Raw genomic sequence first — 26,039 nt, forward strand, 5'->3', positions numbered from 1 at the left:
TTAGGTCAAAATGAGAAAGAAAAATCTCCCGTATAATCCTATTTGTGTCCACCGAACTTGCCATGGCCCACTAAATTCGCTTTACCCAATCATAGGCAACACTTTGCCAAATCGATCTAGCATAAACGAGATGGGGATTTTCAACATATTCCGAAACGACGCTTCACTTACGATTGCGGACTGCCTCAACCGGTTGGTCACGAATGTGAGCAACTTCCCCGCTACCCTAAACGGGAGGTCCCAGGCAGGGGAAACCACCCCCCTCTGCCGCATCTCAGAGGAGAAAGGGAAATACTACATCACAGCCCTAGATCCAGACAGCCTACCCCTCCTAGACGGGGAACCCATCGACCAGAGGATGGAGATCAATCGTGACCAGCTCTACCCTCTCACATTGAGAGGACATCTTCTGGCAATCGCCATAGGATCCAATGAACCTGATTTAGGAAAAGACTTTCGAGCTCATAAATGGAGTGTTGAAGCATCCAGTGGCGATCGACTTCGACTCCAGCTAAAATCTAGCGAGCTCAACCAAAGGAGCTTGCAGGAACGGTTTTCACCAACCAGCCGCTTTATAGCGATCCCGGGAAGCCTCGATGCTCGATTTCCGCTGAAGGAACTTATCAATCTCTTGCCAAAGGAGCCCGCGGCCAAAACCACCTCCGAACCCTCGCCCTCCTACGGTACGGATGCTGCAGCGAGAGTGGGACTCAACAGCGACCCCACTTGCCCGATTTGCTGGAAGACCTTTCCCAAAGGCGATGTTATGAATATCGCTGCCCACGAGGACCTGATGGGCGATCCGGAACTCGGGCCTTATACGAAATTGAGGTTCGTCGCCAATCGATTCAATGAACTAGGCCAGGCTTTAGATGAAAAAGGCGTCGTGTGCATTGAATTGGCCTGCCCTCACTGCCGCGGTCGACTGCCAACCTCCTTTTTAAGCCAGAATCACCTGATACTGTCTGTAGTAGGAGCCCCCAGCAGCGGGAAGTCTTACTATCTTTCAACTTTGCTTCAGCTTCTACCTGAAGAATTGATCCGCACTCATGGATGCGTCCTGCAAGACGGAGACCCTAGCGGTAACGTTCGACTGAACGAAATGAAGAACCGGCTCTTTTCCGCAACCACGCCAGAGGACGCTTTCATTTCTAAGACGGACTTCGAAGGCCTCATGTACGAGCAGCTTCCCCGAAACGGCAAGAAAGTCGCCCTGCCCCGGCCTTTCGTTTACCACTTGCGGCAAATCAAGAACGCCAAGCACCGGATAGCTCTAGTATTTTACGATAATGCAGGCGAGCACTTTAAACCCACCGTCAGTCTCGACGATTCCCCCGGAGCCCTTCACGTCGCAGCGTCCTCAGCACTGTTTTTCCTGTATGATCCGACCGCAAATCGAGAATTCCGTAAACGGCTACGCCGCAAGCGTGACCCTCAGCTAAGGTCTCAAGCGACAGACGAGCAGGACACCATCCTCGCGGAGATGGGAGTACGCGTCAAAAAACTGAAAGCCAAAGATAGTCATGAACTCGTGGATACGCCATTAGCAATTATGGTTGGGAAGTGTGACGTCTGGAAGTCAATCCTGCCCGAAAACGCGCTTTCGATTCCGGAAAACCGTCCCCTGACAAGCGATGAAATCGATCGGAATAGCGAGGTCGCGAGAAACCTCCTTTTGGACTTCTGCCCAACGATAGTTGCCAACGCAGAGTCTATCTCTACCTGTATCCGCTATTTTCCTATTTCACCCCTCGGTCATTCACCCAAGGAAATCAAGGAAGGCCCTCTATCCGGAAAGCTCGCGCCATCTCCCAGAAGGCTTCATCCCATTCTAGCGACTGCCCCCACGCTTTGGGCACTGTCCGAAACAGCTCCAGACATCCTTTCGCCCTCCTCTGATACCCCTTCCCCCTTTGGCTAACCGTGTCACTGCAATACATACATACCAGCGCCCGGCGAGGCTTGGAGCCCGGAAAGTCCGGCTTTTGTTGCGTCGCCCGCGACCGTGACCTGCCGGCTGACCTAGAGAAGGAACTGGAAAAGCTAAGTCGGTACGAACACATCCCTGGTAAATCGAGCCCAGTGATTCTGCGGCACCTGGCCCTATCCAGCCGCACTGGCAATTACCATATCCTTACCTGCCTGCGCGATTCTGGCACCGACTATTCCAAACGCAACAATCACATCGCCCACCATCTTGCCTTCACCGAAGACGAGATACCGGTCCTCCCGGATCCCGCTACGATTCTTTTGTTTTGGAACGGGTGGAAGGACTCTTGGATCGAACCTCCCAGAATACTTCAGGAACGAGACCAATTTCGGATAGGTGATCTGGATATTTCTACAGAAGTCACACCGATAGATTTCGACTCACCCATCGAAACGGGCAATCCACGGGATGCTGCTTTCAGTTTCGAAGCGGGTGAAGAACACGACCTCGCCCATCATTTTCGCAATGAACTTCTCACCCTTCCTGCGAGCCAGCGCTGGGATGTTCCCTTCACAAACTTCATTCTGACATCCGATCAGCCGACCCAGTTTTTGTGGCGAGGAAACTGGAAAGACCGGCCCCTTCCTTTCGAGTTCGAAGGATTAGCAGATAAAGTAAGCCCCTTCGAGTCGCCCCACGTTTTTGAGGAGCAAGTGCCCGAGGAACCAGAGGATGTTTCACACCGTATTACTAAAACAGCCCCCAAAGTCGAAATCCCAGACGAACTCACGCGAGCGGATCGCAAACGTCCAAAGCGGAAATGGACCCGTCGCCGACTCTCTAATACATTGAACCTAACCTTGGCATGCCTAGCGATCCTTTGCTGCGGAACAATCGCCTACCTCCTCCTTGATTTCAGATCACCGCCGGAACCCGAGGAGCCGCAATCACCTCAGGAAGCGCCTACCTCTGGTCCAAGTGATCCCAATATGGGAACGGACAAATCTTTAGATCCCCGTCAATCATGGGCATCACTCATTGATTCGGACCGTCTCTATAAAAATCTAGAGCTCGGTCTGGGTGTCGCAGAAGCATTGTCTTCACTCGGGGAACCTAAGCCACTCCAGATCGCTAAGGCTCTATCAGCCGTCAGAGACGCAGTTGAGAATCAATCGTCAGATTCAATCGCGATTGTACCTGTTCCAAGCTCGCTTGTTCAGAGCGATACCAGCCAGTGGTTCCTGGAACCCGACTTCGCTTCGGCAATAAAATCACTAGACGTCTTACTTATTCCCGAATCAATAGTCCCATTTTTTCAGGAGCCTCTCGCCAGCAACCCAATCTTCGGACCGCTTCGTGAGCACGGTCCATTCGACCGGTTTATTCCAGAGGACACTATTCTCAGTATAAAAGCCGTTCGTCGGGCCGCTAGAGACCGCCTCGTGCAAAACGGTATCGATGCCATTACGGCTGCAGAGGAATACAGGAAACAATGGCAGTCCCTATCAGAGGATGATATTCACCATAGCATCCAAACTTTGGAGACAGCTTTCGAATTAAACGCTGACGAACGCTATTTAGCTCAAGATAGCAAAGGCCTACTCATCTCTCCCACACAAGTAGAGATCTCCAACCATATGAGAACCCTGTATGAACGATTCATACTACGACGGGTTTCGTCATTCATTACATCGCCAGAATTCCGTGATACCCTAAACACCGCCAACCAGGAGCACAACACAGCGATCGAGCAAGCCCGATCAATTTACGAGGTCTTTGCCACGGCAAGGGCGCTTTCCGAACCGATGGCAACCAAACTGGAGAATATTCGCGATCAATGGCGGGAAACATTTATAAGAGACGATTTGATGGAGGAGACCATGATCAATTTTAACCTCGAGCGCATAGCTAACAGAAAGCACAACCTGTCCACCCTACAGTCTCAGTTTTCCCAAAATACATTGGCTGATCTGGACTCCGCCAACCAGATCCTAGACTCCATTGAAAAAGCGGAACAGTCTATTCAGGCTATCGATTCGGATTCCGGATGGGCTTTGCTTGTGGGAAATCCGTGAATTCACCCATAAAAGTTTGCGCGAGGAATGGATTGTCTTCCTAAATCAAACTAGGCAGCTTTTTTCTCAAACATTTGTTTTACACGTATGCGGCCCGACGCTTCCAGACTTGTATATCGAATAAAGACCGCCCTAAAGGGCGAGTCCAACGGCTTGGAAACAGCCAACTTGGCATGGCAATATGCGAAGGAAGTCGACCTCAGCCTCGCCATCCTGAAGCAGTGTCTCGAAACAGAAAGCGACCTTGAGGCCTACGTCGCTTCCTATTCTAACCCCAGCGTGCTGGATACCCTCAATTCCCTGGATTTTGGTGGGGCAAAGGAATGGAGTGAGTGCTGCGAGAAATTTAGTTGGAGGAAAGCGGATGAAATTGACCCAGCACAGTTGAAGAAACTGCAAGGAAGATTCTCACAAATCGCAGATCCAAAAACCTGGCTGCAGGGTGAATTCCGGGCCAAAGTTAGAGCGAAAAAACCTCTCGAAGCCTACCAAATCGCAAGCCTCATATCCGAGAAGTTTGAAGCCGATGCCGATCTTGCAAGTGAGTTGGAGCGGCTCAAGTCCCAGGTCATCGATCAGGCAGAGTCTGAGCTCTCAAGCGCGTTGCAGGAACGCATGCCCGCCGAAGCGCCCGAGGCGATCGTCGCCCGATACCGCTCATACGGCATAGAGCTCCCAGACAAGGAAGGTCCCATCAAAACCGTCCTTTTATCCATGGCGGAAAACGCTGTTCGAGATTCTACGGCCGCTGTTGAATCCCTCATCGAACAGGCCAAGCCCTCCAATACGGTTGAAGAGAAAAGGGCTCTTGAGAAGGCCTATTTTAAATGCGACTACCAGCTTACCTTGACGGACACACGATCAAAAATCGATGCCAAGCTACGTGACGCCTACTCGACTGTTGTAACAGAGATCTCCCATCACAGAGCCGGTAATGAATCCAATCTTTTAATACAAAACGCGATCGATGACTTAAGAAAGGTTCTACAAGGGCTGTCGATAAGCTTTGGACGCAAGAAGGCGACGGTCCATGATGCTAGAGAGCGTCTCAAATCATTCGAAGCTCAGGCCAAGCGGATGGGAAGGCGGATTCCGGCTGCAATCCAGGAAGATATCAAAAAAGCTCTTTCCGAAGCCACCCGTAAACGGGCTCCCAAATACGCCATTCTGGCATCGGGCGCGCTTGTCATTCTCCTTATACTCGGCTGGATCGCAAATAGTCAGGTAAAGAATAACCAATATTCGAAAACGCTCCAAATCGCTACCGCAGCACTCAATCAAGCCGCCGCCAACCAAGATATCGAACAGGCGGAAAAAGCTCTTCTAGAGCGAAATGAGCTTGTAGCCAACGCTCCTTCTGGCCATGCTATCAAACAAGCTGCGGGATCCCTGCAGCGCTGGATCACCGACCAGAAAAGCCTCCAAAAGGAATACACGGAGATCGGAGATCGCCTAGACTCCATTCGAGGCTCTGAAAATGCAGATCCCAATGCTCCTGAAATCGATGCCCTTCTAAGCAAGGCAATGACGACGCTTGCCGCAATAGACGTCGAATTGGAAAACGATTCCGAAGCGCGAATCGCCCGATTTGAAAGTTGGCGTAAAGACCAGATTTCCGAGCAACTGAACGATCGAAAACAAGTATTGCTCGGCTACGTCCGAGAAGCCCAGAACAACCTCGAACAAGCAGCGGCAGCCTCAAACGACACTGAGTTCGAAACAAGCTCCAGAGCCATCGTTGAGTCGATCGCAAGTGCCCGACTACATATATCCCAATTCCCTGATTCGGATCAGAACTCACTTCAGCAGCGTAGTATCGGGCGGATTGAAGAATCGCTTAAAAGCATACAGGGAAAGCGAGATACCATGCTCGCTGCCCAAAAATCAATCAAAGGGGCCGACGATCTGGTAGGCTATCTCAAATCGCTGGAAGCCATATACAATTTTGAGACCCTCCCTACAGACGGCAAACGGAACATTGGCCGGATATTGAAATTGGAGAATCAATACAAATCCTTGATGCAGAATTTGATCATGCCGGGCAACCCTAAAGGGTGGGAAGCATTAAACGCTGCGAGCGATTTTGCGGCAGAAAAACAGATACTCGATGAGGCTGAAACAGCGTTTGTAGAGCGAATGATCAACAATCCCTTGTTCCCTACGATTTACGAATCGAAGGTTAAATACTTCGAAGGCGCTCCTGTAGCTAAAAACGAGTACTCCGTATTCCTGGCGGATCCCATTCAAAAAGGGGATAAGGCCGAACTGAAAACAGGAATCAATTTTAGTTTTAAAGTACGGGGATTCGACGAGAACGGGGATGCCGAAGAGGAAGCTTTGGAGATGAATTTTCTTAGCCATCCTGACGGTACATTCTGGGGTTTCTTCTACGAACCATCCGAAATGTCGAAAGAGTCGATCTATTACCAGGAATCTCTCCGCGTATCCTTCATGAAGATACTTGCGGGCGCTCCTCGTTTTTTCCCGCTCCAACTGATCGACGAGCTAACCTCCAAGAGAACCTTATCTCCGGCCTTTCGCGCCTACTGGCAGCAGCAGCTTATTGAATTTATGGGAATGAATCCCTGGAAGTGGGGTATGTCGCTTTCCCCTGAATTACAGAATCAAATTGAGTCTTTTGATAAGCTTGATCCAGATGGAATCGACCAACAGCAATGGCTATCGACCGTAGAGCAAATATCTCCTTCTGTGCTGCTCACCGAACACTTTCGGATCGCGAGCAAGACGAAAGTGGCAGATGAGGCTAAGGCATTTGTCGAATTCTATTCTTACGCAAAAGCGGGGGAAATGAAACTTATAGGGCAGGCCAATGAATCCGGAGAAATCGAATACGAACATCCCCGACTCGATAGCGAGAAAGTCTGGATCGTCAATGGGCTAACCGGTAGGATCGAACGCTTTGAGGCAGAGACAAACATCGCCCCCTACGCTCCCGTGGTCGCGTACCGCTTTGAGGACCAACCCGCATCTCGAGTAATCCAAAAGACAGAAATGCGTACCGGTATCGATTTGAGCTCAAACCGATACTCACAAAAACTCCCTCCTCTATTTAAATAGGGGCCTCTGGAAGTTCTAGTTGCCGCCAATAGTCTCCTCAATTCCGCATGGAGTGACTGCGGGCAGTCCTTTTCACAGTAAATAGGAGAATCGTTTGTCAGGTATGATCCTCGCCCAAATTCAAATTTCCCGGCAAAGGTTCTCTCAAGCGAAACCCGATCCAACACGGAAAGGCCCAACAATAGGCCTTTCCATGCTTGACAGCCCCCCCTTGCTATTTCCATTTTCTCCCTCTTTTTCCAATTTTTAGTCATGAGACCGACATACAGACCACACCGCTTGAAACGAGTTCGCAAGATAGGCTTCCGTGCTAGAATGGGAACCCGAGGCGGCCGTGCCCTCATCAATGCCCGTAGACGCAAGGGTCGCAAACGGCTCGTGAACGTGTAGACAGCCTCAGGCAATACGAGTCGGAGCCCTCAACCATGACTCCGAAGCTTACCCTTAAGTCAGGCCAGCGACTAAAGCGAAACAACGACTTCGTTCGCACGCGGAGACACGGCCGAACCTACCGTTGTCCGTATTTCGCCCTCTTTTCAACTACACACACAGAGGAAAGTGGAGGGCACCTCTCTGCCCGTATTGGAATCTCCGCCTCTAAGCGAGTAGGCAACGCCGTCGCCAGAAACCGACTCAAGAGACGCTTCCGCGAGCTCTTCCGACTCCGGCAACATGAAATCCGCCAGGAAGCAGACATCGTGATCAGTATTCGATTCCCTGCAAACCGTGCCACTCTCAGCGAATTGGAACATCGGTTCGAGCAAGCTATCCAGTACAATGGCCTGATTCGCCCTGAGCGCTCCAGCTCCCCATAAAATTGACCCGTCATTGCGCGCTTATTCTGCTTGCCTGAACATTTTCACCCTCTTTTATGTCCGACCTTCGCTCTTGCGATAGAACTCGATAAAAATTTCCATATGGATAAGAAAAATACCGCTATTGGACTTCTGCTCCTCGCTAGCGCATTCGCCCTGATGTTCTTTCAGGCTCCGCCGCCTTCTCAACCGATTGAGACGGCCCCCGCTCCTCCTGCCCAATCGCCGAGCCAAAACACACCATCTAATCCGTCTGAAGCGATTCCCTTCATTGTGCCACAGGCAAACCTGAATGTTTCCGGCCCTGCAGAACTGGAGAGCATTGGAACGAACCTGAACGAGAGAATTGTCACCCGTGACAACGCCCTAATGGAGGCGAGGTTCACTAACTATGGGGGAGCGATACAGGAAATCGTCCTCAAGGATTTCGAAAGGTCTCGCGACGATGATTCCCCCTACATCATGAACGAACGTCGCTCCGGTCCAGCCCTTGAACTAACGGGGCTCCAAGGACTCGATAAAAGCGAATCCTTCCAGCTCGTAGAACCCAGCGATCCGAACACCGTTGAGTTTCGGAAAGTCATAAATGACAACTACCAAATTACCCGGCGCTACACGATTAGTCAGGACGTTGAAAACGAGAAGGCCTATCTCGTCCGCCATGAACTTGAGTTTCGCAACCTCACGGCTAACCCGCTTTTCATCGGAGAATTCAACCTGAATTCCGGTACCGTCGCTCCCTCAGGCCCCCAAGACGCGCAACTTCTAACGTTTGGCTACTTTGATGGGGAAGACACTGAATTTCTTGCGCAGGGGAAATTCACTGGCAGCAACATTCCTTTCTTCAAATCTGCGCCGCGCGACTCCATTAGCGAGAATCGCAATGTTGGTTGGGTGTCCTTGAAAAACCAGTTTTTCATCACCATACTAAAGCCAGACCAGCCCGGGATTGGATACTTCGCTCAACCCGTCCAGTTCCCTCAATCCGCCGACGAGTCTCGGCCTCAGCTTGGCATGACAGGTTCCATGAAGCTTGGCAGTTTCACTTTGGCTCCCCAGGACACGCAAACGTATGGGTTTGACTATTACATTGGACCGAAGGAGTTCGATCGCGTTTCAAGGGTGGGAGAGAACACAGAGGAGGGAATGCAGTTCGGCTTCTTTGGAGCGATTTCAAAACTGCTACTAACCATGATGAATGGGTTCTACAGTTTCACCCACAATTACGGAGTCGCGATCATTCTACTTACCCTCGCAATCAAGATAGTGTTTCTTCCCATCAACCTCATGTCTTCACGCTCCATGAAGCGAATGGGAAAGCTCGGTGAGCCGATGAAGACCATCAACGAGAAGTTCGCCGACAACCCCACGAAAAAGCAGCAGCTGATGATGGAGATGTACAAGTTGAACAAGGTAAATCCTGTTGCGGGCTGTCTGCCAATGATCATCCAGATTCCAATCTTTTTCGGCCTTTTCTATATGTTAAGAAGCGCCGCTGAGCTTCGTTTAGCCGATTTTGTCTGGATTCGCGATCTTTCCATGGAGGAAGGCATTTTTAATCTACCCTTCTCCATCCCCTTTATGGGGGACCAGTTCAATATTCTGCCTTTCATCTATCTGGTTTCACTGGTCGTTCAGATGGGCATGATGCCAACTCCCTCAGTGGACAACGCCCAGGTTAAGATGATGAAGTTTATGCCCTACATATTCTTTCCAATCATCTATACTTTCGCTTCTGGTCTCGTTCTATACTGGACTGTCAACAACGTCTTCACCATCGGCCAGCAATGGATGATCAATCGTAAGAAGGACGACTTCGAACTCGTACTACCCGCAGCCTTGAAAAAGGCGATGGAAGCTCCCAAAAAGAAAAAGAAGAGACGTTAGGATCCCGTTTCTAACGGTCTAATAAAATCAACCCTACAAGTTCTTACTTTAGAAATGTCCGGACACAGTAAATGGTCTACCATCAAACGGAAAAAAGGCGCCGCTGACGCTAAGCGAGGCCAAATATTCAGTCGCCTTTCCAAAGAAATCACGCTCGCCGCGAAAAATGGCGGAGGCGACCCGGATATGAATCCAAAGCTTCGCACCGTGCTTCTCAAGGCAAGGGCTGAGAACATGCCGGTCGAAAACACCGAGCGGGCAATTAAGAAGGGTACCGGTGAACTTCCAGGGGTCGTTTACGAAGAGTTTGTCTACGAAGGGTATGCCCCGCATGGGGTGGCTGCCATAATCGAGGTTACAACGGACAACAAGAACCGGGCCGCATCGGATGTCCGCTCCACCTTCTCCAAGAACGGCGGAAATCTCGCGGGCGCTGGAGCGGTCGCGTTCATGTTTCAAAGAACCGGCCAATTCATTATTTCCAAGGATAAGGCTGACGAGGAGACGCTGATGGATATCGTCCTAGAAGCAGGGGCCGAAGACCTTAAAGTAGAGGAAGAATACTTCGAAGTGCTCGCCCCTCTGACAGAGTTTGACCATGTAAGCCAGGCTCTCTCTCAAGCTGGAATCGAACCAGACAACGCGGAACTCGCCTATCTACCGGAAAATTTGACCCCCATCTCCAGTGCTGAGGACGCGAAGCAAGTCCTCCGCATCATAGATGCCTTGGACGATCTCGACGATGTCCAGAACGTTTTCCACAATGCGGACATCCCGGAGGCGTTCATGCCGGATGACGGGTAGCCCTTTTTGCAAAAGCGCGTCATTGCAAAGAAGCCTGCTTGCAGGCTAAATTCATTTGCGCAATCTCCATTCTACGATGAATCCCGCAGAGGAAGATATTGCATACAGCTATGATGGAGAAATAGGACTCGTTTCTCCTCAGGATTTTCGCTGCGACACCTCCTTCGAATTTGAAAGTGGCCAGTCCATCCCCGAGTTCAAGCTCCGCTACGAAACCTACGGACAACTCAATTCAGACCGGAACAATGTCGTTCTCGTCGCCCATGCCCTGACGGGGGATCACCATTGCGCCGGTGTTCACTCTCTCAAGGACCGTAAGCCGGGCTGGTGGAACAGTCTGATTGGACCTGGCAAACCGATCGACACCAACCGATTTTTCGTGCTCTGCGCCAACTGCATTGGAGGATGCCAAGGCTCGACGGGACCCAAGTCAATCGACCCTCGTACGGGACAGCCCTACAATCTCACGTTTCCCTTCGTGACAATTCGGGACATGATCCGTTCACAGAAAATCCTCCTCGATAGATTGGGTGTATCGGAACTCTACGCCGTTATTGGAGGATCGATGGGGGGTATGCAGGTGCTTCAATGGGCGATTGAATACCCCTCTTTTGTAAGGCGTATCATCCCAATGGCTACAACCTGGAGGCAAAACGCCCAGGCAATCGCTTTTGACGAAGTGGGAAGACAGGCCATTATGCAGGATCCCGAGTGGCAGCAGGGGAACTACGACCCTGAAAAAGGGCCCAATGTCGGTCTTGCTATCGCCCGGATGATGGCCCACATCACATACCTTTCCGATCGCAGTATGGACCGGAAATTTGGCCGGAAACGGCAAGAGGGCCAGGGGAATCGCTATTCTTTCAATATCGAATTCGAGGTTGAAAACTATCTGAAATACCAAGCTCAAAGTTTCATCAATCGCTTCGACGCGAACGCGTACTTGTATTTTACTCGCGCTCTAGGATATTTTGATCTCGAAAGCGCCTATGGCAGTCTGGACGATGCATTTAAATCGCTAAAGTGTAAAGCGCTCTCAGTCGCCTTTACTACTGATTGGCTGTTTCCGCCGAAACAAAATCGGGAGATCGTATTAGCTATGCTGAGACAGGGGATCGAAGCGTCCTACACAGAGTTGGATCTAGATCTCGGGCATGACTCGTTTCTAATCGAGTCCAACGAGCTTTTCAATCTTGTGCGTAACTTTCTTTCCACGTAATCGATCTCGCCAATCCTTAGCTCGCACTCAGATCGTATATGGCATAGCCGCTTAGCCAATTCGGGAGTATGGTAGATTCACGCTTCCAGTCCCCTCTGAGATAAACTTTGCGAGCAATGTGAAAATTTTGATGGCGGCAATAGGATTCAAACTGCCTTACCGAAAGAGGATTACCCCGTCTCGATTCAGCCCAATCCGCTGGATACACCTCATTTTCCAATCGCCGACCGTGTATAAGCATGCTCAGTCTGTTTTTCCAGTAGGCAAAGTTCACAAATCCAATGGTCAGATTTTGCGAAACGCGCAGCGCCTCCCGGATAACCTTAGATGGGCTATCCAGCTCCTGCAAGGTACGCGAGCAGATCACCCGGTCAAAATGATTGTCAGGAAACGAGCCCATGAACTCCATCATGTCACCCAAATAGGCGGATAGCCCTCGTTTGACGCAGTCGTGAATCTTTTCCGGACTCAAATCAACCCCCACGCCCTCAGTCTGCCTGCTCTGTTTCAGATACTCGAGAAGGACACCGCGACCACAACCGAGATCCAATACGCGCGAACCGGGCTCCACCCAGTCGCGCATGATCTGCATATCTACGGATCGCTTGTCCTTATACTTAGCCATTACAGTGAACTGTCCTAAGCGGCCACATGGGTTGATCAAGACAGAAAGCTGTCATAGGAAATTAGCCTGGGTTCACTCAACCTTCGATTCTGCACAGGCCAATCGAATTACTATTCCCGCTTTTTCTCCCCGGCCATAACCCGCCGCATCTTCGTCGAAGGCTTTGCAACAGCCATGAGAGAACAGGCATTTTCCTGCACTCATCACAATAGGAAATTCTGGCCAAAGCATTACGTCCACCCCTCCAGCTATCGCTGTTTCAGACTCCCCACTCCATTGCTATGGCAGGCGAAATGAGGAGGAGCAAGCCTACCCCAACAATAGCGATCGATTACTTGGCCATATCCTCTAATATTATTTAAGCTCCAAAACGGCCTGTTCCCATTTTAATTTTGCCGCGTCTAACATTTCCTTGCCAATCGCCTCAATCACAGAGGCGACGACGGCATTGCCAAATTGCTTATAGGCTTGCCCGACGCGTGGATCAATTTTGAAGCTATCGGGGAAACCCATCATGCGAAGGCACTCAACGGGGTGCAATTTGCGCACTACACCATCCACCAGGTAGGCACCGGTTTTGGCTGCGGCTCCGCCACCATGGGCAGAAAGAGTGATACCCTGACCTTCGGGCGAATAGATCCGCTCACCCTGCCCCCCTTTATTAATGACTCCAATTTGGATCGGTTTTTCAGATCTTGCCCCCAAGTCCTTTCCAACATTGGTATCCGTAATCGTAATGTCGTTACGAACGATCGCCGTACTTTCAACTTTTGATTTTGGAAGCAATATGTCCAGTACCGACACCTTCTTTCCTGCTGGCTGCGGAAATCTAAACTCGCCCCTCACAACATCTTCCCTGATACCCACGATGTACAAACGCTTGCGTGCCTGGGGAACCCCGTAATCGGACGCGTTTAGAATAGCGTGCTTGGTCCTATACCCTTCGCCTTCCAGCATCGATAGCGTCCTTTTCAACGTATCTCCGTTACTGTGTCGCGCATAATTGGCTACGTTTTCAAGAAACACAGCCCTTGGTCTTTTCTCAGAGACCAGCCGCATCACTTCGAAAAACAACGTTCCCCGGGCATCTTCGAATCCCAGCTGCTTTCCACTAACCGAAAACGGCTGGCAGGGAAAACCTCCACATAGCACGTCATGATCCGGGACATCTGAAGCATCGATTTGGGTTATATCACCCGACGGTTTTTCTCCGAAATTCCGTTCATAGGTTGCCGCTGCGTGCTTGTCGATTTCCGAGCTAAAAACGCACCGTCCGCCCAATCGTTCCAACCCAATGCGAAATCCACCAATGCCAGCAAATAAATCGATAAAGGTGAACATTACGATAAAATCAAACGATTCGGGCCAATGCGTTAGGGGTGATCTCACGCACGTCTCGCAGTATCGTTTCCCGATTGAATACCCCATCTCGAAAGGAGGTTCTCAATTCCTCGGACTGAAAATCGAAACCGATTAGGGCCCGGCCCACTCTCTCACCTGTGTAGCTATAATTGAAATACACGATACTCGCATCCTGGCAATTGTTAAGAAGGAAGTCGTGCAACGCGCCCGCTCTTTCCGGAAACTCAATTTTAATGAAGCACGGATACTCGATCAAAGACGCGTCGTAGGGGATGATCCGAAATTCAACGTCCTCATCTCCTGTGGCCGTGGCCTCTTCGAATGTTATCCCCAACTGCTCGAGCCGTTTTTCCAATACGGAAAATTGCTGAGGCATGGCGTCTATTCCAATTACCGGCGTCGCCTCGGTCAGATTTGAAAGTCCATGCTGGAATTCGATAATATTCACAGATTCCAGAAAGGTCTCCAGCAGATGGAGCAAGGCCCCCGCCTTTTCAGGAATCCTAAATCGGTAGTACCTTCGATGGGCTGAACCAATACCCGCATGCCGAACGATGTACGGCAGTTGACCGAAATCCATATTCGATCCACAGATGATTGAAAGGGCTTGTTTACCTTGTACCGACTCCTTCTCCTTGAGCCATCCCGCAAGCCCCATCGCTCCCGCTGGTTCTGGAATCAATCGCTGGCTTTCCCACAAGAGTTCAATCGCAGCACAAACTTCTGCATTCGTCACCGTGATGAAACGGTCAATAAACTGACGGCAATAGTGGCTGGTGAGACTGCCCGCTTGCTTCACTGCCGTTCCATCGCAAAACACATCCACATAGTCGAGCTTCACAGGACCACCCTGAGCAACTGCCGCTGCCATAGACGCCTGATCCTTGCCCTCGACGCCAACGATTTCTATGGATGGATAGTACCGTTTTAGCCAGCAAGCAACTCCTGCCGCCATTCCACCGCCACCAATTTGTAAATACGCTATGTCGAAGTCACCCTCACCCGCCATCACCACTTCATCGGCCAACGTTCCTTGGCCCGCGATCACCGCTAGGTCGTCATAAGGGTGAATAAATGTCCTCTTTTCTTTTTCCGAGTACTTATGGGCCGCCTGGGATGCATCGTCGTAGGAATCTCCCTCCAGTCGGACATTCACGGAATCACCTCCCAACCTTGTAACCGCCTCTTGCTTCATTAAAGGTGTAGAGCGAGGCATGAAAATCTCGGCACTCGTCTTCAACGCTTTGGCAGCCAAAGCCACACCCTGCGCATGGTTGCCAGCTGAGACGCAAACTACCCCCTCGGCTTTCTCTTTGCCACTTAACAGGCTCATCCGATTATAAGCTCCTCTCCACTTGTAAGCATGTATTGGCGACAAATCCTCCCGTTTGATAAAAATGCGGTCGCTCCCGTTTAAACGATGCAGAGGAGTAGGTCTGGCAATTTCGTAGACCCTTTGGCGAGCTTCGAGGATTGCCTGAAACAATTCCTCGACAGATGGATACGCCGCGGCGCTATTCCCAGATTCGCTCATCTCAATCGCGCTATTTTTGAACGTGGTGGAGAAAACCCCAAACCATAAGTACTGCGAAAGTGCCAATCCATGCAGACACGTAAGCGAACGGTCCTACTTCCGGAGTGAGAACAGCAATCAATACGGCAAGCATTGTCGCTACAACGAGCGGGAAAATGATAACCTTGCCCAGTGGTGGGGGCGTACGCATTAGCAACGATCCAAACAGCTTTCGGTGGCTTGGCGACCCTTTTTCTTTAGCCTATCCATTAATGACCGGCTTTGTTCGTCACGGCAGCAGGAGCCGCTTCCAATACGCTCTAGTCTTCGTCGAACAATCGTTCAATTTCACGGCGGTCTCGCTTAGTAGGACGCCCAGTCCCGCGATCCCGGCGCAAGACCTTCTGCGCCGCAGTTTGCTGCAAAAGCAGATAGTCTTCGGGAGGTGTCAAATCCTCCATGAATGCCGAAACGAGCTTCGCCCCAACCCGCTTCTCGATGAGCCCCACCACTTTCAAACGCTTGGTTATGGGGCCTGATTGAATTTCGACAACTTCGCCCACCTTGAGTCCGTAGGAAGGCTTTACCTTCTCATCTCGCACGCGGATCTTGCCTCCACGGCAGGCGTCAGACGCCAAGGTCCTCGTCTTAAATTGCCGAACCGCCCAAAGCCAGCGGTCGATTCGAGCTTTAGCTACTGGCTCGCCACTCATTTTGCGCCCAATGCTTCCCAATTGACCTCCCCAAACTTAACCACGGGACAATAATTCCGCGTCTTCTAATAATTTTCAATGAACAAGTAGGGCCATTCGCTCCCACCCACTATAAATCCTGCAGAAAATAGATTTTGGCTCTTCTCTCAGTTATCATTCACGAACTCCCCGCTTTCCGTGAGAGCCTTTTCTGGATCTCAATCGAGATCCACTACACCTGCCTGATAGGCCATTGGCGGTTTCTGATTGGATAATACCGAAGCACTTTGAGGGGTAATAGGACACGTATCTACCTTTTAGTTTCCAAATTTCGCGATTTTCCTTTCAACCCATCTGGAGCTGGTTCAACAGTCGTTTAACCGCGTTCCTATCGCCTTACCGTGTCACGCTCCCAATCTAGCTACGCGCACTCTCGCTTTGATCCGATTTCACCCCTGTGTATAATCGCTATGTCAATTATCGGCGTTTTCTTTATCTATAGCGCCCAGCACTACCAGCAAAGCAACGACTGGATTAAGCAGATCGTATGGATCTGCATTGGCTTCACTGCTTATGCCGTCGTTTCCTGGCTAGACTACAAAATCTTTTTGAAGTATTCCCACTTATTGTACTTCCTAGCACTTGGGTTGCTTGCCATGGTTCCTTTCAGCCCTTGGGGCGAGGATTTCTACGGCGCTAAGCGTTGGCTCTACTTTGGTATCGGGCCAACCTTCCAGCCGAGTGAAGTAGCGAAACTCGCCTGCATCGTTATCGGGGCCAGCCTCCTCACCCGATCCGAAATCGGCAAACTCATGGAATCGCGACTGGCACTCGCAAAAATGACGCTTGCGATTTCTATTCCATTCTTATTCATCTTATTCCAGCCCGATCTTGGATCGGCACTCGTCATTCCTTCCGCCGTGTTCGCACAGCTTTACGCATCCAATCTTACCAAATCCTTTTTCACAACCGCCTTTGCAATATTCGCGGTTTTGGTGGGTCTCGTGGTACTTGATACTCACAACTATGGCGAGTACGTAAGTGCCAAGGCGGAAGCGAAGGAGGAGCAAATCGTTGAACGTCCGCACTACTGGATTCCGATCCGGGACTATCAGCGACAGCGTATGATGGGCTTTATCTACCCCGAGAAGGTCGACCGCAGAGATGCAGGCTGGAATCGGGAACAATCAATTATATCCGTTGGATCCGGCGGCTTGACAGGTAAAGGCTACCTGAAAGGCAACCAGGCCCAACTGGGCTATCTGCCTCGTGCAGTGGCCCACAACGACTTCATTTTCTCCGTTATCGCGGAGGAAACCGGCTTTTTGGGAAGCGTAGTCGTGGTATCTCTATTCGGCTTGCTGATAGGAAACAACATCCGCATCGCCACCATCGCACGCGACCGCTTTGGCACGCTTCTTGTGATGGGGGTGGCGACGTTGTTCACCATTCATTTCTTTGTGAATATCGCAATGACGATTGGCCTGATGCCCATAACTGGACTACCGCTCCCGTTCTTAAGTCACGGAGGCACCTTCATGGTGAGTTGCTGCGTCCTGCAAGGACTGGCACAAAGCGTGTACCGATTTCGAAAGGAATTCTAACGATGCATCTATATCAATGCCAGACCCTTGTTGAAACGACAACAACCCATGTGAAGGAGCCTTCTGTAAACACAATAACATTACAGAATGAGCGAAAAAACAATAAACACCGAGTCATCGGACCTTTCAAATGAGCATGAAGAAGAGCTTAGAAAACCACCTTCACGCAAACCGGCCAAACCGGTCGAGCAGGCAAACCTCAAGAAAGAGGCGGACAAGCGGGCCAAGAAGCGTCCGCTTCTGACCAAGATCGTCGAGAAACTGAAAAAGAATAAGCAACCCTACCGGGAGCTTATAATAAACGCAGAACCTCTAGAAACGCGGGTCGGCCTTCTCGTTGACGGTATTCTAGACAAGTTCGACATTGAGAGGCGAAGGAGCGCCCAACGCATCGTTGGTGGCATCTTTAAGGGAAGGATCAAGAACTTGGATCCCGGCCTGAAAGCCGCATTCGTGGATATCGGCCTGCCCAAGAACGCGTTTCTTCACTATTGGGACATCTTGCCACAAGCCGTCGATTCTTCTGTGGAGGTCGTTCGGGTCAATCGATCGAGCAAGCAAAAGAAGAAAAAGAAGATCACCCTAAACGACATTCCTAGTCACTATCCTACAGGTACTGAAATCGTGATCCAAGTCACGAAAGGACCCATAGGTACAAAGGGGCCGAGAACGACGACCAATCTTTCACTTCCGGGCCGATTTCTCGTTCTAATGCCCTATTCCGACCAATGCGGAATCTCTCGTAAAATCGAGGATGTCAAAGAACGTAATCGACTAAAGAAGATCATCCGAGACCTTACCATCCCGGAGGGAATGGGAGTCATCGTCCGCACGGCAGGAGAAGGAAAGAAAGCCCGATACTTCGTACGGGATCTTCATATCATGCTAAAGACCTGGGATAAGATTCAGAGCAAGATCGATACCGTCAAAGCTCCCTCTTGCCTTTACAAGGAGCCCGACCTGAGCGAGCGAACCGTTCGCGATTTTCTGACAGAAGATGTGGATCGCGTACTGATAGACAATCCAGTCGACCACCAGAACATTGTCGACGACGTCAGCCAGATCTCGAGACGGTCGACCAGCAAAATTCATCTCTACCGGGACAGCATCCCGATATTCGAGCGCTACAATATCGAGAACCAGATTGAGCAGACCTTCCAGCGGGCCGTACCTTTACCTTCGGGTGGAGCCATCGTAATCGATGAAACTGAGGCTCTCATCGCCATCGATGTGAATACCGGTTCGCATAAGAATAGGGGGAAAGAGAACGACACCATTTTCCAGGTCAATTGTGAAGCTGCCGCTGAAATCGCCCGACAGATCCGACTTCGTAATATCGGCGGACTGGTCATTATCGATTTCATCGACATGAAACAGCGGAAGCACCGTAATGCGGTTCTCAGCCAGATGCGGGACCACATGGGGCTGGATAAAGCCAAAACGCATATACTCCCCATTTCTCCACTGGGAATCATGCAGATGACTCGCCAGCGAATGCAGGAAAGCGTGTCTTCCGGCTTGTATACAGATTGCCCCTACTGTCGCGGTAAAGGCATCGTCAAATCCGCAACCACCGTCAGTGTGGAGCTACAAAGAAAACTTTCCGGGATCGTTCGAAGAGCTCGCAACCGGACTACCGATGCGGCCAAGGCGATCAAGCTTCGCGTGCTCGTAAATCCGACGATCATCGACCGTCTCCGCGAAGAGGATGCGGATTTGCTTATTACCTTGGAAAAGGACTACAATGCACAGCTTACTTTCCGCTCTGATCCGCATTTCCATATTGAGAACTACCGAGTAATCGACGTCGAAACCGGGGCGGCTTACGGATGACCTTAACTAGGTTCTCCAAAATCTGCGAATCCGATGGCCGATTCTCTCATCGATCCTCAAAACCTAATTCAGGAACTGGGTGTAGCCGGCCTCAATCACTTCTCCAACGAGTACTACAAGCGACTGCATGATCCGGGTATTCCGCTAGGAAAACCGTTTTCAATGATATCTCAATCACCCCAGCTTCTAGTGAGGCTGGGGTTGATGTTAGAAAGTCTGCGATTAACCCCAGGGATCAAGGTTCTCGATTTCGGCTCCAGTCCTTGCTCGATATCAAAGGCTCTCTGGCAAATGGGTTACTCCGTTATCGCTACCGATGTATCCGAAGAAGCTCTACGACTTGGGGAATCACTCTTCAACGACTACCCGATTCCGAATCAACCTCCCTGCTCCTGGGAAACTAGGTTGTTTGACGGCCATAGTCTCCGGCTGAAAGCCGAAGAGGTCGATCGAATCATCTGCTTCGATGCGTTCCATCACGTACCCAACCAGGAGGAAATCGTTCATGAATTCTATCGGGTGCTGCGAAACGGAGGCACTATAGTCCTCAACGAACCGTTCGGTCTCCATTCCACAAAGCCGGCCTCCCAGATGGAGATGCGGGAATACAAGGTACTGGAGAACGACATGGATATGACTGCCTTGAAGTCCCTTTTTTGCGAAGCTGGCTTCCGGGAACCTACCTTCAAAGTGGCAGCGAATCCAGAATACATAATGAGCTGCGAAGAGTGGCAAACTTGCAGAACCGGCGAAATTTCGAACCGCATGGCCAATGCCCTTTCCCAATTTCAACAGAATAGCAGCGTCTTCTATTTTCAGAAGGGAAAGGCCCTCAATGACAGCCGCCAAGCAGAAGGTCTGGCCCACGAGCTAGAAATCTCGGTTAGCAAGCTAGCATTCAAAGTTGGAGTCCCACAAAAGATTCAGGTTTCCTTTCGAAATGTGGGTGAAAGCCGCTGGATCGACAAGAATGGCGGGCATGTCGGCACCGTGAATTTCGCCTCGAGAATTCTCGACTACAACTCAAAGGATATCTTGGCCGACAACAGCCGGTTCCGAATTCCAAACGAAATGGACCCAGGGGACCACTTTTCCGGCGAAATTTCGGTTCCGCTCTCAATTTCCCAACCTGGAACCTATTGGCTCAAATTCGACCTCATTTCCGAAGAGGTTTGCTGGTTCGAGACGCTCGGCTCGAAGGCAGTTCTTGTTGAGATAAAAGTTGAAGCCTAGGACCCACCCCATCTAGTGGCTTATATCAATAATAGGAGAGTAGACAGTTGCTCCATAACCGCTCTGATTTGGATCTCCTGAAAACTAGTTGAAGTTTCCATTCAGCCTCCAAGCGGGAAATTCTAAAACAACCGATACGGAATCCCAAGATCTTAATTCCAACAATATTGAGTCGAGGGAGCAGCTAGCTTTTAGAAATCCCAACTAAAACCCGATTCCTACGGTTTTGGTGCGCACCCGGCAGACATACATATCAACGGTCATGTAAAGGGTGGATCCATCGTCGCCCCAGGTGCAATTACTCGAATGCTCTCCCATTTCGATTCTTCCGAGTAGATCCCCTTGCGGAGAAAAAATATAAATTCCGGCAGGACCCGACGCCCACAGGTTTCCCTTCCGATCAACGGTCATCCCGTCGGCATTTCCGACACCGTCCTTCTTGAATTTGAGAGCGTTGTATAAGAGCTTTCCCTTCCCGATTTTTCCGTCTCCCTTGACCGGATACGATCTCCAAAGAGGAGCCGCACTATCGGATTGGGCAACGTAGAGGGTTTTCCCATCTGGCGAAAGAGCAATCCCATTGGGTCGAGTGAAATCCTTGGTCAAGAGCTCGACTTCTCCATTCGGCCGAAGCAGAAATACGCCACAGTAATCCATTTCTCGCCGCGGATCGTCTTGCCTTCCGGGCAAGCCATAAATCGGATCGGTAAAATAGAGATTTCCGTTTGGATGGTAAACCAAATCGTTTGGGCTGTTAAATCGCTTCCCTTTGTAGTTGTCCGCTAGGGTTCGTTTTCCACCATCTTTGGTGAGGACAGATATTCGCCGATCCCCATGCTCGCACAAAGTCAGTCGTCCCATTGCATCAAAAAGCAGCCCGTTGCTACCAGGCTCCCTTCCGTAATCCACAATACCCGTATATCCTGCTGGTCGTAAATACTCGCTCAATCCCTCCGTCTCGCTCCATTTCATCACGACATTTCGTGGGATATCCGAGAATACTAAAAAACCACCTTCTTTATTCCAAGCGGGTCCTTCGGTCCAGACGAACCCGGAGGCAATCACCTCGATTTGGGCTTCTTCATCGATGAGTTCGTCCAAACGATCATCGAACTTGTTAATCTTTCCAATCACCGGGTAATTGCTCGGAGTGTCCGTGTTTCCTGAGAGACTGGTAATCGCAATGGAAGCGACGCACGCGAAAAGAAAAGGGGAGCGTTTCATTCCTCTATCCTCTAACTGGGCGCTCGATTGTCCATTTCATTATTGGCCCGCTACTAAACAAACCCCAAACCTTTATCGGAACTCCAGGGGATCACTCATTGACTAATTGAGTGCTCCCAGAAACTATTTTTGCTAGTTCCCAACTTAGACTATGAAAACTTTCTTTATCGCTTTAATTCTCGGCATTTTTATCGGCGCCACAATCACGACCTACCACAACTCACCCGAATCGTTCGATAATCTAATTTCCTCCATTTCGGGAGACCCCTCCTCTTCGAGCCAGTCGAGCGACGAGATTGTCGAGAAAGCCAAAGAATCGGCGGGGAAGATCGCTGAAAAAATCAAGGAAGGCACCCAGAACCTACTGGAAAGCACCAAAGAGGAACGGGCTGAGCTAGTGGAAAAAGGGAGGGAGATAGTCGACTCTGCCAAGGATGCCACGATCAAGGCTAAGATCGCAGCAAAGCTAAAAGAGGATTCATCCGTCAACGCGGAACGAATTGAGATCGTAGTGAAAAATGGATCCGTCATTCTTTCAGGGGACGTTTCATCTAGTGAAGAAGCGAGAGAAGCCCGCGATATTGCCTTGGATACTCAATCGGTAAAAGACGTCGAATCGAATCTAAAAATTGCTCCCTAGCGAGCTTGAACAGTCGCCGATTCCAATAAACTCCTTCCTCTTAAGACGAGCTTCCACAGATGCGTGTTCTAGTCGCGTTCGACAAATTTAAAGACGCCCTATCCGCCCGCGATGCTTGCGAGATCGCGGTTGAGGCGATCCAAAAATGCCGCCCTGAATGGGTGGTTGAGACCGCTCCCCTCGCAGATGGTGGTGACGGGTTTTGCGATACGCTTACCGGTTGCCTCAACGGCGAATTTCACAAAACAACCGTTTCCGGTCCTTTGGCTAAAAAGGTCAAGGCTCAATTCGGTATTGTATCAGTCTATCGACTACAAAGTTCCGTTGTTGCACTCCTCAATTGGAAATCCAATCTCAAAAAGATCGCCGTAATCGAGCTGGCCGAAAGCAGTGGCATATCCCTTACCCCGCTAGAGAATCGATCACCCTGGACGACCACTACTGCAGGTCTAGGAGAGGTCATCGAATCTGCAATCGACCATGGAGCCAACGGCGCGATTGTCGGACTCGGTGGATCCGCAACGCATGACCTTGGACTCGGAGCGCTTTGGAAGCTTGGATTCCAATTTCTAGACGAAAGTGGAACTGTAATTAACAAAGCTCCCTCTCCGGAAATTTGGCCCACTATTAATCGAATTGAGGCACGCTCTAGCGTTCTACCCAAAGACTTCGAGCTGAGGGTCGCTTGCGATGTCGAAAACCCGCTGCTGGGACCCATGGGAGCCGCTGCCATTTTTGGGCCCCAAAAAGGCCTCGTCCCCTCAAGTTATGACGAACTCGAACTCGCAACTTCCCAAATGGCGAAAATGCTCTGCGACGCCTGTGCAGTCCCCTACCCATCCATGGAGCAGCCCGGTACTGGAGCCGCGGGCGGGGCGGCGTTCGGCCTCAAAGTAGGACTCGGGGCCCAAATCGTCCCGGGTTACGAACTGGTGAAACACTGGATCGGATTGAACGCTAAGCTCGATAGAGCGGACATCGTTATAACTGGAGAGGGTCGGTTCGACGCTTCCTCTCTTCAAGGGAAAGGTCCAGGAGCCTTGGCGTTGGAATCAATAGCGAATGGGAAGCAGCTCTTCGTGTTTGCGGGCGGCCTCGGTGAACTTGAAAAGTCCGATTTTCCAACCGATTCGACTCACGCCATTTCCCCCATCGGAATGCCTCTAGCGGAAGCGCTCCAGTCAACCGGTAGGAATCTACATAGGGCAATTGAATCGGTTTTTGGGAACTAGCTGATTTAAAAGTCGTTTTTCGTACGGGAGACATTGAACCCCAAGGATCAAACCTTTGCTGATAAGGAGGCGTTCGGAGCCGATATTAGTAGGCGGGTAAACATTCGTTAAAATCCGGCGGCATAATAACTTAACACTAGCTGACTGGATGGAATACTTCTACAGACTACCACGACTCAAACCAAGACTGCTCTCCCAATGAACCTCCTTGAAACCGAACCTGCCTACAGCCGCGAAGTACGGGCGCGTAGACATGTTCGAATAAGGAGAGCCAAGCAGTTCCTTCGCCCGCTCCCCAGAAAAGCCACGCTCCACCGCTGGCCAATCTTGAAACGGTTTGCCGAGACTGCCCGCAAAAGGCCCTACTTATGGTCTTTTCGCCAGCGAGAGGTGAGCATCGCTCTGTACATCGGCTTCGTTATCACGTTTCTGCCATTGGTTGGCATCCAATTCATATTGGCGTTCGCCGCGGCCTTGACCCTCCATGCAAACCTCCCGGTTATTATGGGGACACAGCTGGCTACGAATCTGGCTACAATGTAGGCTATTTATCCCGCCCTCAATATGCTAGGTAACCGAATTCTCGGTTTTTTAGGCATCGGGGACATCGAATCTCGTTTCGTACAAGTCGCCGTTTCCACCACAATTGGCGGATTGGTGGCAGGAATCGCACTCGCGTTCATTTTCGACGTGATTTACCGACTCGCCTTCTCCCAAGCAAAAAAGGGCCAAGTAAATCTAAAGAGAATACTCAAAAAATAGCATTCCGGTTTGCCCAAAGACCTAATACTACCCAATCTCCGGTGCTAAAGATGACTCTTTCGCCCGACTTTTCTCTATGATACGCACATTTTCCCTCACTGTTTTCCTCGTATTCTTTCAGGGAGCATATCTTTTTCCCCAGAATATTGTTCCCCAAATTTCCAATACGGCTCGATTGATTGTTCAAGCCCAGGCGGGCAGCTATCTGAGCCCGCAAGTAAAGCTGGGCATCGACGTCCTGGCCAACCAAAACTTTTTCCCGCTGCTTGGGAAGCGAGTCGGGCTACTCACCCACCCAGCTGGAGTCAATCGACTGGGGATCTCCACCGTGCGGATCCTCCACCAAAACAAGTCCGTCAATCTCGTGGCGCTATTCGGACCGGAACACGGAATTTATGGGAATGAAAAGGCAAACGAGCCCATTGACAACGCGATCGATCCCAGAACCGGACTCCCCGTTTACTCCTTGTACGGCAAATACCGTAAGCCTACGCCACAGATGCTCTCGGGCCTCGACGTCCTAGTGATCGATCTTCAGGATATTGGAACCCGTTCCTACACTTTTATCAGCTGCATGAAACTGGCCCTTGAGGCGGCGTTCGAGAACCGTGTCGAGGTCATTATTCTTGACCGTCCAAACCCTCTCGGGGGCATTAAGGTCGATGGACCACCGATGGACACTCACTGGGAAAGCTATGTTGGCGCATTTAATATTCCCTATGTTCATGGTCTGACGATCGGGGAACTTGCCCGGATGGCCGTTTCTAAACCCGGTGTTCTCGATATACCGGACTCGACCAGCAGGGCAGGCAAATTGACAGTAGTGACCATGGATGGATGGCGACGCTACATGAGCTGGCCAAGCCTTGGGCTCAAGTGGATCGCCCCTTCACCCAATATTCCTGATTTTCCCGCAGCCGTTGGATACGCAATGACCGGACTCGGAGCACAAATTGGTAATTTCAAACACGGAATAGGGAGCGAATACCCGTTCCGAATCCTGACCCATACAAACGCATCACTCGATCAACTCGAAGCAGAGCTCAACCGCAGATCGATTCCTGGCCTGTCCTTTGAGAGCAAGTCGTTTCAGAATGGAGCCAATACCGGATTGTACGTCAAAGTTGAGGATTGGAGCGCCTGGAATCCTACCGAGCTTAGTTTTCACATGATGCAAATCACTGCCCAATTCGATTTTCCAAACCCGTTTGCGAGCGCCACGAGCAATCAAGGCGATTTGTTCAACAAACACGTAGGGTCTTCCAGTTGGTGGCGTGAAATCACGCAAAAGGGAGCGAACGCAAATCGCACGGGGTTTGTTGTCGCCTGGCAGCGCCAGGCGAGACAATTTCAGATCCAAAGTCGCAACTACTGGCTGTACGAATAGCCGGTTTGCTTCCTTCAAATGCTGCGGCTCGTCGCGTATCCAGTCTGCTCCCACATCACCTAAAAGGTGAGCTGGCATTATTCGCGTGTATTCATTCGAATCTCCAGTTTAGGTCGAGCTGACA

Annotated in this window: 22 protein-coding genes and 1 pseudogene; 16 read left to right on the forward strand and 7 right to left on the reverse strand. The window is 50.6% G+C overall.

The window, feature by feature from the left end:
• Nucleotides 1-10 precede the first annotated feature (10 nt).
• From GA004_RS00795 to metX, 8 genes are all read left to right on the forward strand, one after another.
• Entirely contained in the window at nt 11-1,921 is a 1,911-nt protein-coding gene (locus tag GA004_RS00795; RefSeq protein WP_283395382.1) for a hypothetical protein, read from the forward strand.
• A gap of 2 nt (nt 1,922-1,923) precedes the next feature.
• Entirely contained in the window at nt 1,924-4,005 is a 2,082-nt protein-coding gene (locus GA004_RS00800) for a GAP1-N2 domain-containing protein (RefSeq protein WP_283395383.1), read from the forward strand.
• Nucleotides 4,006-4,092: 87 nt separating this feature from the next.
• Nucleotides 4,093-7,083: a hypothetical protein gene (locus tag GA004_RS00805; RefSeq protein ID WP_283395384.1), complete on the forward strand. Its 2,991-nt coding sequence runs from the start codon at nt 4,093-4,095 to the stop codon at nt 7,081-7,083.
• Between the two features lie 252 nt (nt 7,084-7,335).
• Entirely contained in the window at nt 7,336-7,473 is a 138-nt protein-coding gene (gene rpmH, locus GA004_RS00810) for a 50S ribosomal protein L34 (RefSeq protein WP_283395385.1), read from the forward strand.
• A 35-nt stretch (nt 7,474-7,508) separates the two neighbouring features.
• Nucleotides 7,509-7,898, forward strand: a complete 390-nt coding sequence (rnpA, locus tag GA004_RS00815) for a ribonuclease P protein component (protein ID WP_283395386.1) — start codon at nt 7,509-7,511, stop codon at nt 7,896-7,898.
• Nucleotides 7,899-8,000: 102 nt separating this feature from the next.
• The gene (gene yidC / locus GA004_RS00820) at nt 8,001-9,785 is read left to right on the forward strand and encodes a membrane protein insertase YidC (RefSeq protein ID WP_283395387.1); all 1,785 of its coding nucleotides are present in this window, start codon (nt 8,001-8,003) and stop codon (nt 9,783-9,785) included.
• Nucleotides 9,786-9,839: 54 nt separating this feature from the next.
• Nucleotides 9,840-10,589: a YebC/PmpR family DNA-binding transcriptional regulator gene (locus GA004_RS00825; protein ID WP_283395388.1), complete on the forward strand. Its 750-nt coding sequence runs from the start codon at nt 9,840-9,842 to the stop codon at nt 10,587-10,589.
• Nucleotides 10,590-10,665: 76 nt separating this feature from the next.
• The gene (gene metX / locus GA004_RS00830) at nt 10,666-11,808 is read left to right on the forward strand and encodes a homoserine O-acetyltransferase MetX (RefSeq protein WP_283395389.1); all 1,143 of its coding nucleotides are present in this window, start codon (nt 10,666-10,668) and stop codon (nt 11,806-11,808) included.
• Between the two features lie 16 nt (nt 11,809-11,824).
• Here the strand turns inward: metX and GA004_RS00835 are convergent, their stop codons facing one another.
• The 6 genes and pseudogenes from GA004_RS00835 to GA004_RS00860 form a co-directional block, all read right to left on the reverse strand.
• A complete protein-coding gene (locus GA004_RS00835) occupies nt 11,825-12,433 on the reverse strand; it encodes a methionine biosynthesis protein MetW (protein ID WP_283395390.1) in 609 nt (202 codons plus the stop codon).
• Nucleotides 12,434-12,505: 72 nt separating this feature from the next.
• Nucleotides 12,506-12,694 (reverse strand): annotated as a pseudogene (locus GA004_RS00840) (beta-ketoacyl synthase N-terminal-like domain-containing protein); the annotation flags it as partial.
• Between the two features lie 93 nt (nt 12,695-12,787).
• Complete coding sequence (gene dcm / locus GA004_RS00845; protein WP_283395391.1) at nt 12,788-13,774, reverse strand: DNA (cytosine-5-)-methyltransferase; 987 nt, start codon at nt 13,772-13,774, stop codon at nt 12,788-12,790.
• Nucleotides 13,775-13,784: 10 nt separating this feature from the next.
• Nucleotides 13,785-15,329, reverse strand: a complete 1,545-nt coding sequence (locus GA004_RS00850) for a pyridoxal-phosphate dependent enzyme (RefSeq protein WP_283395392.1) — start codon at nt 15,327-15,329, stop codon at nt 13,785-13,787.
• A gap of 10 nt (nt 15,330-15,339) precedes the next feature.
• Complete coding sequence (locus tag GA004_RS00855; RefSeq protein WP_283395393.1) at nt 15,340-15,519, reverse strand: hypothetical protein; 180 nt, start codon at nt 15,517-15,519, stop codon at nt 15,340-15,342.
• Between the two features lie 109 nt (nt 15,520-15,628).
• Nucleotides 15,629-16,021, reverse strand: a complete 393-nt coding sequence (locus GA004_RS00860; protein WP_283395394.1) for an RNA-binding S4 domain-containing protein — start codon at nt 16,019-16,021, stop codon at nt 15,629-15,631.
• A 380-nt stretch (nt 16,022-16,401) separates the two neighbouring features.
• On the opposite strand from GA004_RS00860, the gene GA004_RS00865 reads away from it, so the two are divergent.
• The 3 genes from GA004_RS00865 to GA004_RS00875 all read left to right on the forward strand — a co-directional run bounded on the left by GA004_RS00865 (nt 16,402) and on the right by GA004_RS00875 (nt 20,670).
• Nucleotides 16,402-17,604, forward strand: coding sequence for an FtsW/RodA/SpoVE family cell cycle protein (locus GA004_RS00865; RefSeq protein ID WP_283395395.1), 1,203 nt, complete (start codon nt 16,402-16,404; stop codon nt 17,602-17,604).
• A gap of 87 nt (nt 17,605-17,691) precedes the next feature.
• Entirely contained in the window at nt 17,692-19,437 is a 1,746-nt protein-coding gene (locus tag GA004_RS00870) for an Rne/Rng family ribonuclease (RefSeq protein WP_283395396.1), read from the forward strand.
• A gap of 33 nt (nt 19,438-19,470) precedes the next feature.
• Nucleotides 19,471-20,670: a class I SAM-dependent methyltransferase gene (locus GA004_RS00875; protein WP_283395397.1), complete on the forward strand. Its 1,200-nt coding sequence runs from the start codon at nt 19,471-19,473 to the stop codon at nt 20,668-20,670.
• Between the two features lie 204 nt (nt 20,671-20,874).
• Here GA004_RS00875 and GA004_RS00880 read toward each other — a convergent pair whose 3' ends face one another.
• Nucleotides 20,875-21,894, reverse strand: coding sequence for an SMP-30/gluconolactonase/LRE family protein (locus GA004_RS00880; RefSeq protein WP_283395398.1), 1,020 nt, complete (start codon nt 21,892-21,894; stop codon nt 20,875-20,877).
• Nucleotides 21,895-22,045: 151 nt separating this feature from the next.
• Between GA004_RS00880 and GA004_RS00885 the strand changes: the two genes are divergently transcribed.
• From GA004_RS00885 to GA004_RS00905, 5 genes are all read left to right on the forward strand, one after another.
• Complete coding sequence (locus GA004_RS00885; protein ID WP_283395399.1) at nt 22,046-22,534, forward strand: BON domain-containing protein; 489 nt, start codon at nt 22,046-22,048, stop codon at nt 22,532-22,534.
• 59 nt (nt 22,535-22,593) lie between these two features.
• Nucleotides 22,594-23,766 carry a glycerate kinase gene (locus GA004_RS00890; protein WP_283395400.1) on the forward strand — a complete coding sequence of 391 codons (1,173 nt, stop codon included), beginning with the start codon at nt 22,594-22,596 and terminating at the stop codon, nt 23,764-23,766.
• A gap of 198 nt (nt 23,767-23,964) precedes the next feature.
• A complete protein-coding gene (locus GA004_RS00895; protein ID WP_283395401.1) occupies nt 23,965-24,309 on the forward strand; it encodes a DUF2062 domain-containing protein in 345 nt (114 codons plus the stop codon).
• 21 nt (nt 24,310-24,330) lie between these two features.
• A complete protein-coding gene (locus GA004_RS00900; protein WP_283395402.1) occupies nt 24,331-24,528 on the forward strand; it encodes a hypothetical protein in 198 nt (65 codons plus the stop codon).
• Nucleotides 24,529-24,604: 76 nt separating this feature from the next.
• Entirely contained in the window at nt 24,605-25,915 is a 1,311-nt protein-coding gene (locus tag GA004_RS00905) for a DUF1343 domain-containing protein (protein WP_283395403.1), read from the forward strand.
• The last annotated feature ends 124 nt before the right edge of the window (nt 25,916-26,039 follow it).

Origin of the sequence: Candidatus Pelagisphaera phototrophica (assembly GCF_014529625.1) — a bacterium.
In the GTDB taxonomy this organism is placed as follows: Bacteria; Verrucomicrobiota; Verrucomicrobiia; order Opitutales; family Opitutaceae; genus Pelagisphaera; species Pelagisphaera phototrophica.

Excerpts from the sequence above, each read along its gene's own strand:
- GA004_RS00900 (WP_283395402.1), top strand. The coding sequence starts at position 24,331 with ATGCTAGGTAACCGAATTCTCGGTTTTTTAGGCATCGGGGACATCGAA.
- metX (WP_283395389.1), top strand. The coding sequence starts at position 10,666 with ATGAATCCCGCAGAGGAAGATATTGCATACAGCTATGATGGAGAAATA.
- GA004_RS00885 (WP_283395399.1), top strand. The coding sequence starts at position 22,046 with ATGAAAACTTTCTTTATCGCTTTAATTCTCGGCATTTTTATCGGCGCC.
- GA004_RS00895 (WP_283395401.1), top strand. The coding sequence starts at position 23,965 with ATGAACCTCCTTGAAACCGAACCTGCCTACAGCCGCGAAGTACGGGCG.
- dcm (WP_283395391.1), bottom strand. The coding sequence starts at position 13,774 with ATGTTCACCTTTATCGATTTATTTGCTGGCATTGGTGGATTTCGCATT.
- GA004_RS00905 (WP_283395403.1), top strand. The coding sequence starts at position 24,605 with ATGATACGCACATTTTCCCTCACTGTTTTCCTCGTATTCTTTCAGGGA.
- GA004_RS00875 (WP_283395397.1), top strand. The coding sequence starts at position 19,471 with ATGGCCGATTCTCTCATCGATCCTCAAAACCTAATTCAGGAACTGGGT.
- GA004_RS00890 (WP_283395400.1), top strand. The coding sequence starts at position 22,594 with ATGCGTGTTCTAGTCGCGTTCGACAAATTTAAAGACGCCCTATCCGCC.
- rnpA (WP_283395386.1), top strand. The coding sequence starts at position 7,509 with ATGACTCCGAAGCTTACCCTTAAGTCAGGCCAGCGACTAAAGCGAAAC.
- GA004_RS00825 (WP_283395388.1), top strand. The coding sequence starts at position 9,840 with ATGTCCGGACACAGTAAATGGTCTACCATCAAACGGAAAAAAGGCGCC.
- GA004_RS00835 (WP_283395390.1), bottom strand. The coding sequence starts at position 12,433 with ATGGCTAAGTATAAGGACAAGCGATCCGTAGATATGCAGATCATGCGC.
- GA004_RS00795 (WP_283395382.1), top strand. The coding sequence starts at position 11 with ATGAGAAAGAAAAATCTCCCGTATAATCCTATTTGTGTCCACCGAACT.
- GA004_RS00870 (WP_283395396.1), top strand. The coding sequence starts at position 17,692 with ATGAGCGAAAAAACAATAAACACCGAGTCATCGGACCTTTCAAATGAG.
- GA004_RS00850 (WP_283395392.1), bottom strand. The coding sequence starts at position 15,329 with ATGAGCGAATCTGGGAATAGCGCCGCGGCGTATCCATCTGTCGAGGAA.
- GA004_RS00860 (WP_283395394.1), bottom strand. The coding sequence starts at position 16,021 with ATGAGTGGCGAGCCAGTAGCTAAAGCTCGAATCGACCGCTGGCTTTGG.
- GA004_RS00805 (WP_283395384.1), top strand. The coding sequence starts at position 4,093 with ATGCGGCCCGACGCTTCCAGACTTGTATATCGAATAAAGACCGCCCTA.
- yidC (WP_283395387.1), top strand. The coding sequence starts at position 8,001 with ATGGATAAGAAAAATACCGCTATTGGACTTCTGCTCCTCGCTAGCGCA.
- rpmH (WP_283395385.1), top strand. The coding sequence starts at position 7,336 with ATGAGACCGACATACAGACCACACCGCTTGAAACGAGTTCGCAAGATA.
- GA004_RS00855 (WP_283395393.1), bottom strand. The coding sequence starts at position 15,519 with ATGCGTACGCCCCCACCACTGGGCAAGGTTATCATTTTCCCGCTCGTT.
- GA004_RS00880 (WP_283395398.1), bottom strand. The coding sequence starts at position 21,894 with ATGAAACGCTCCCCTTTTCTTTTCGCGTGCGTCGCTTCCATTGCGATT.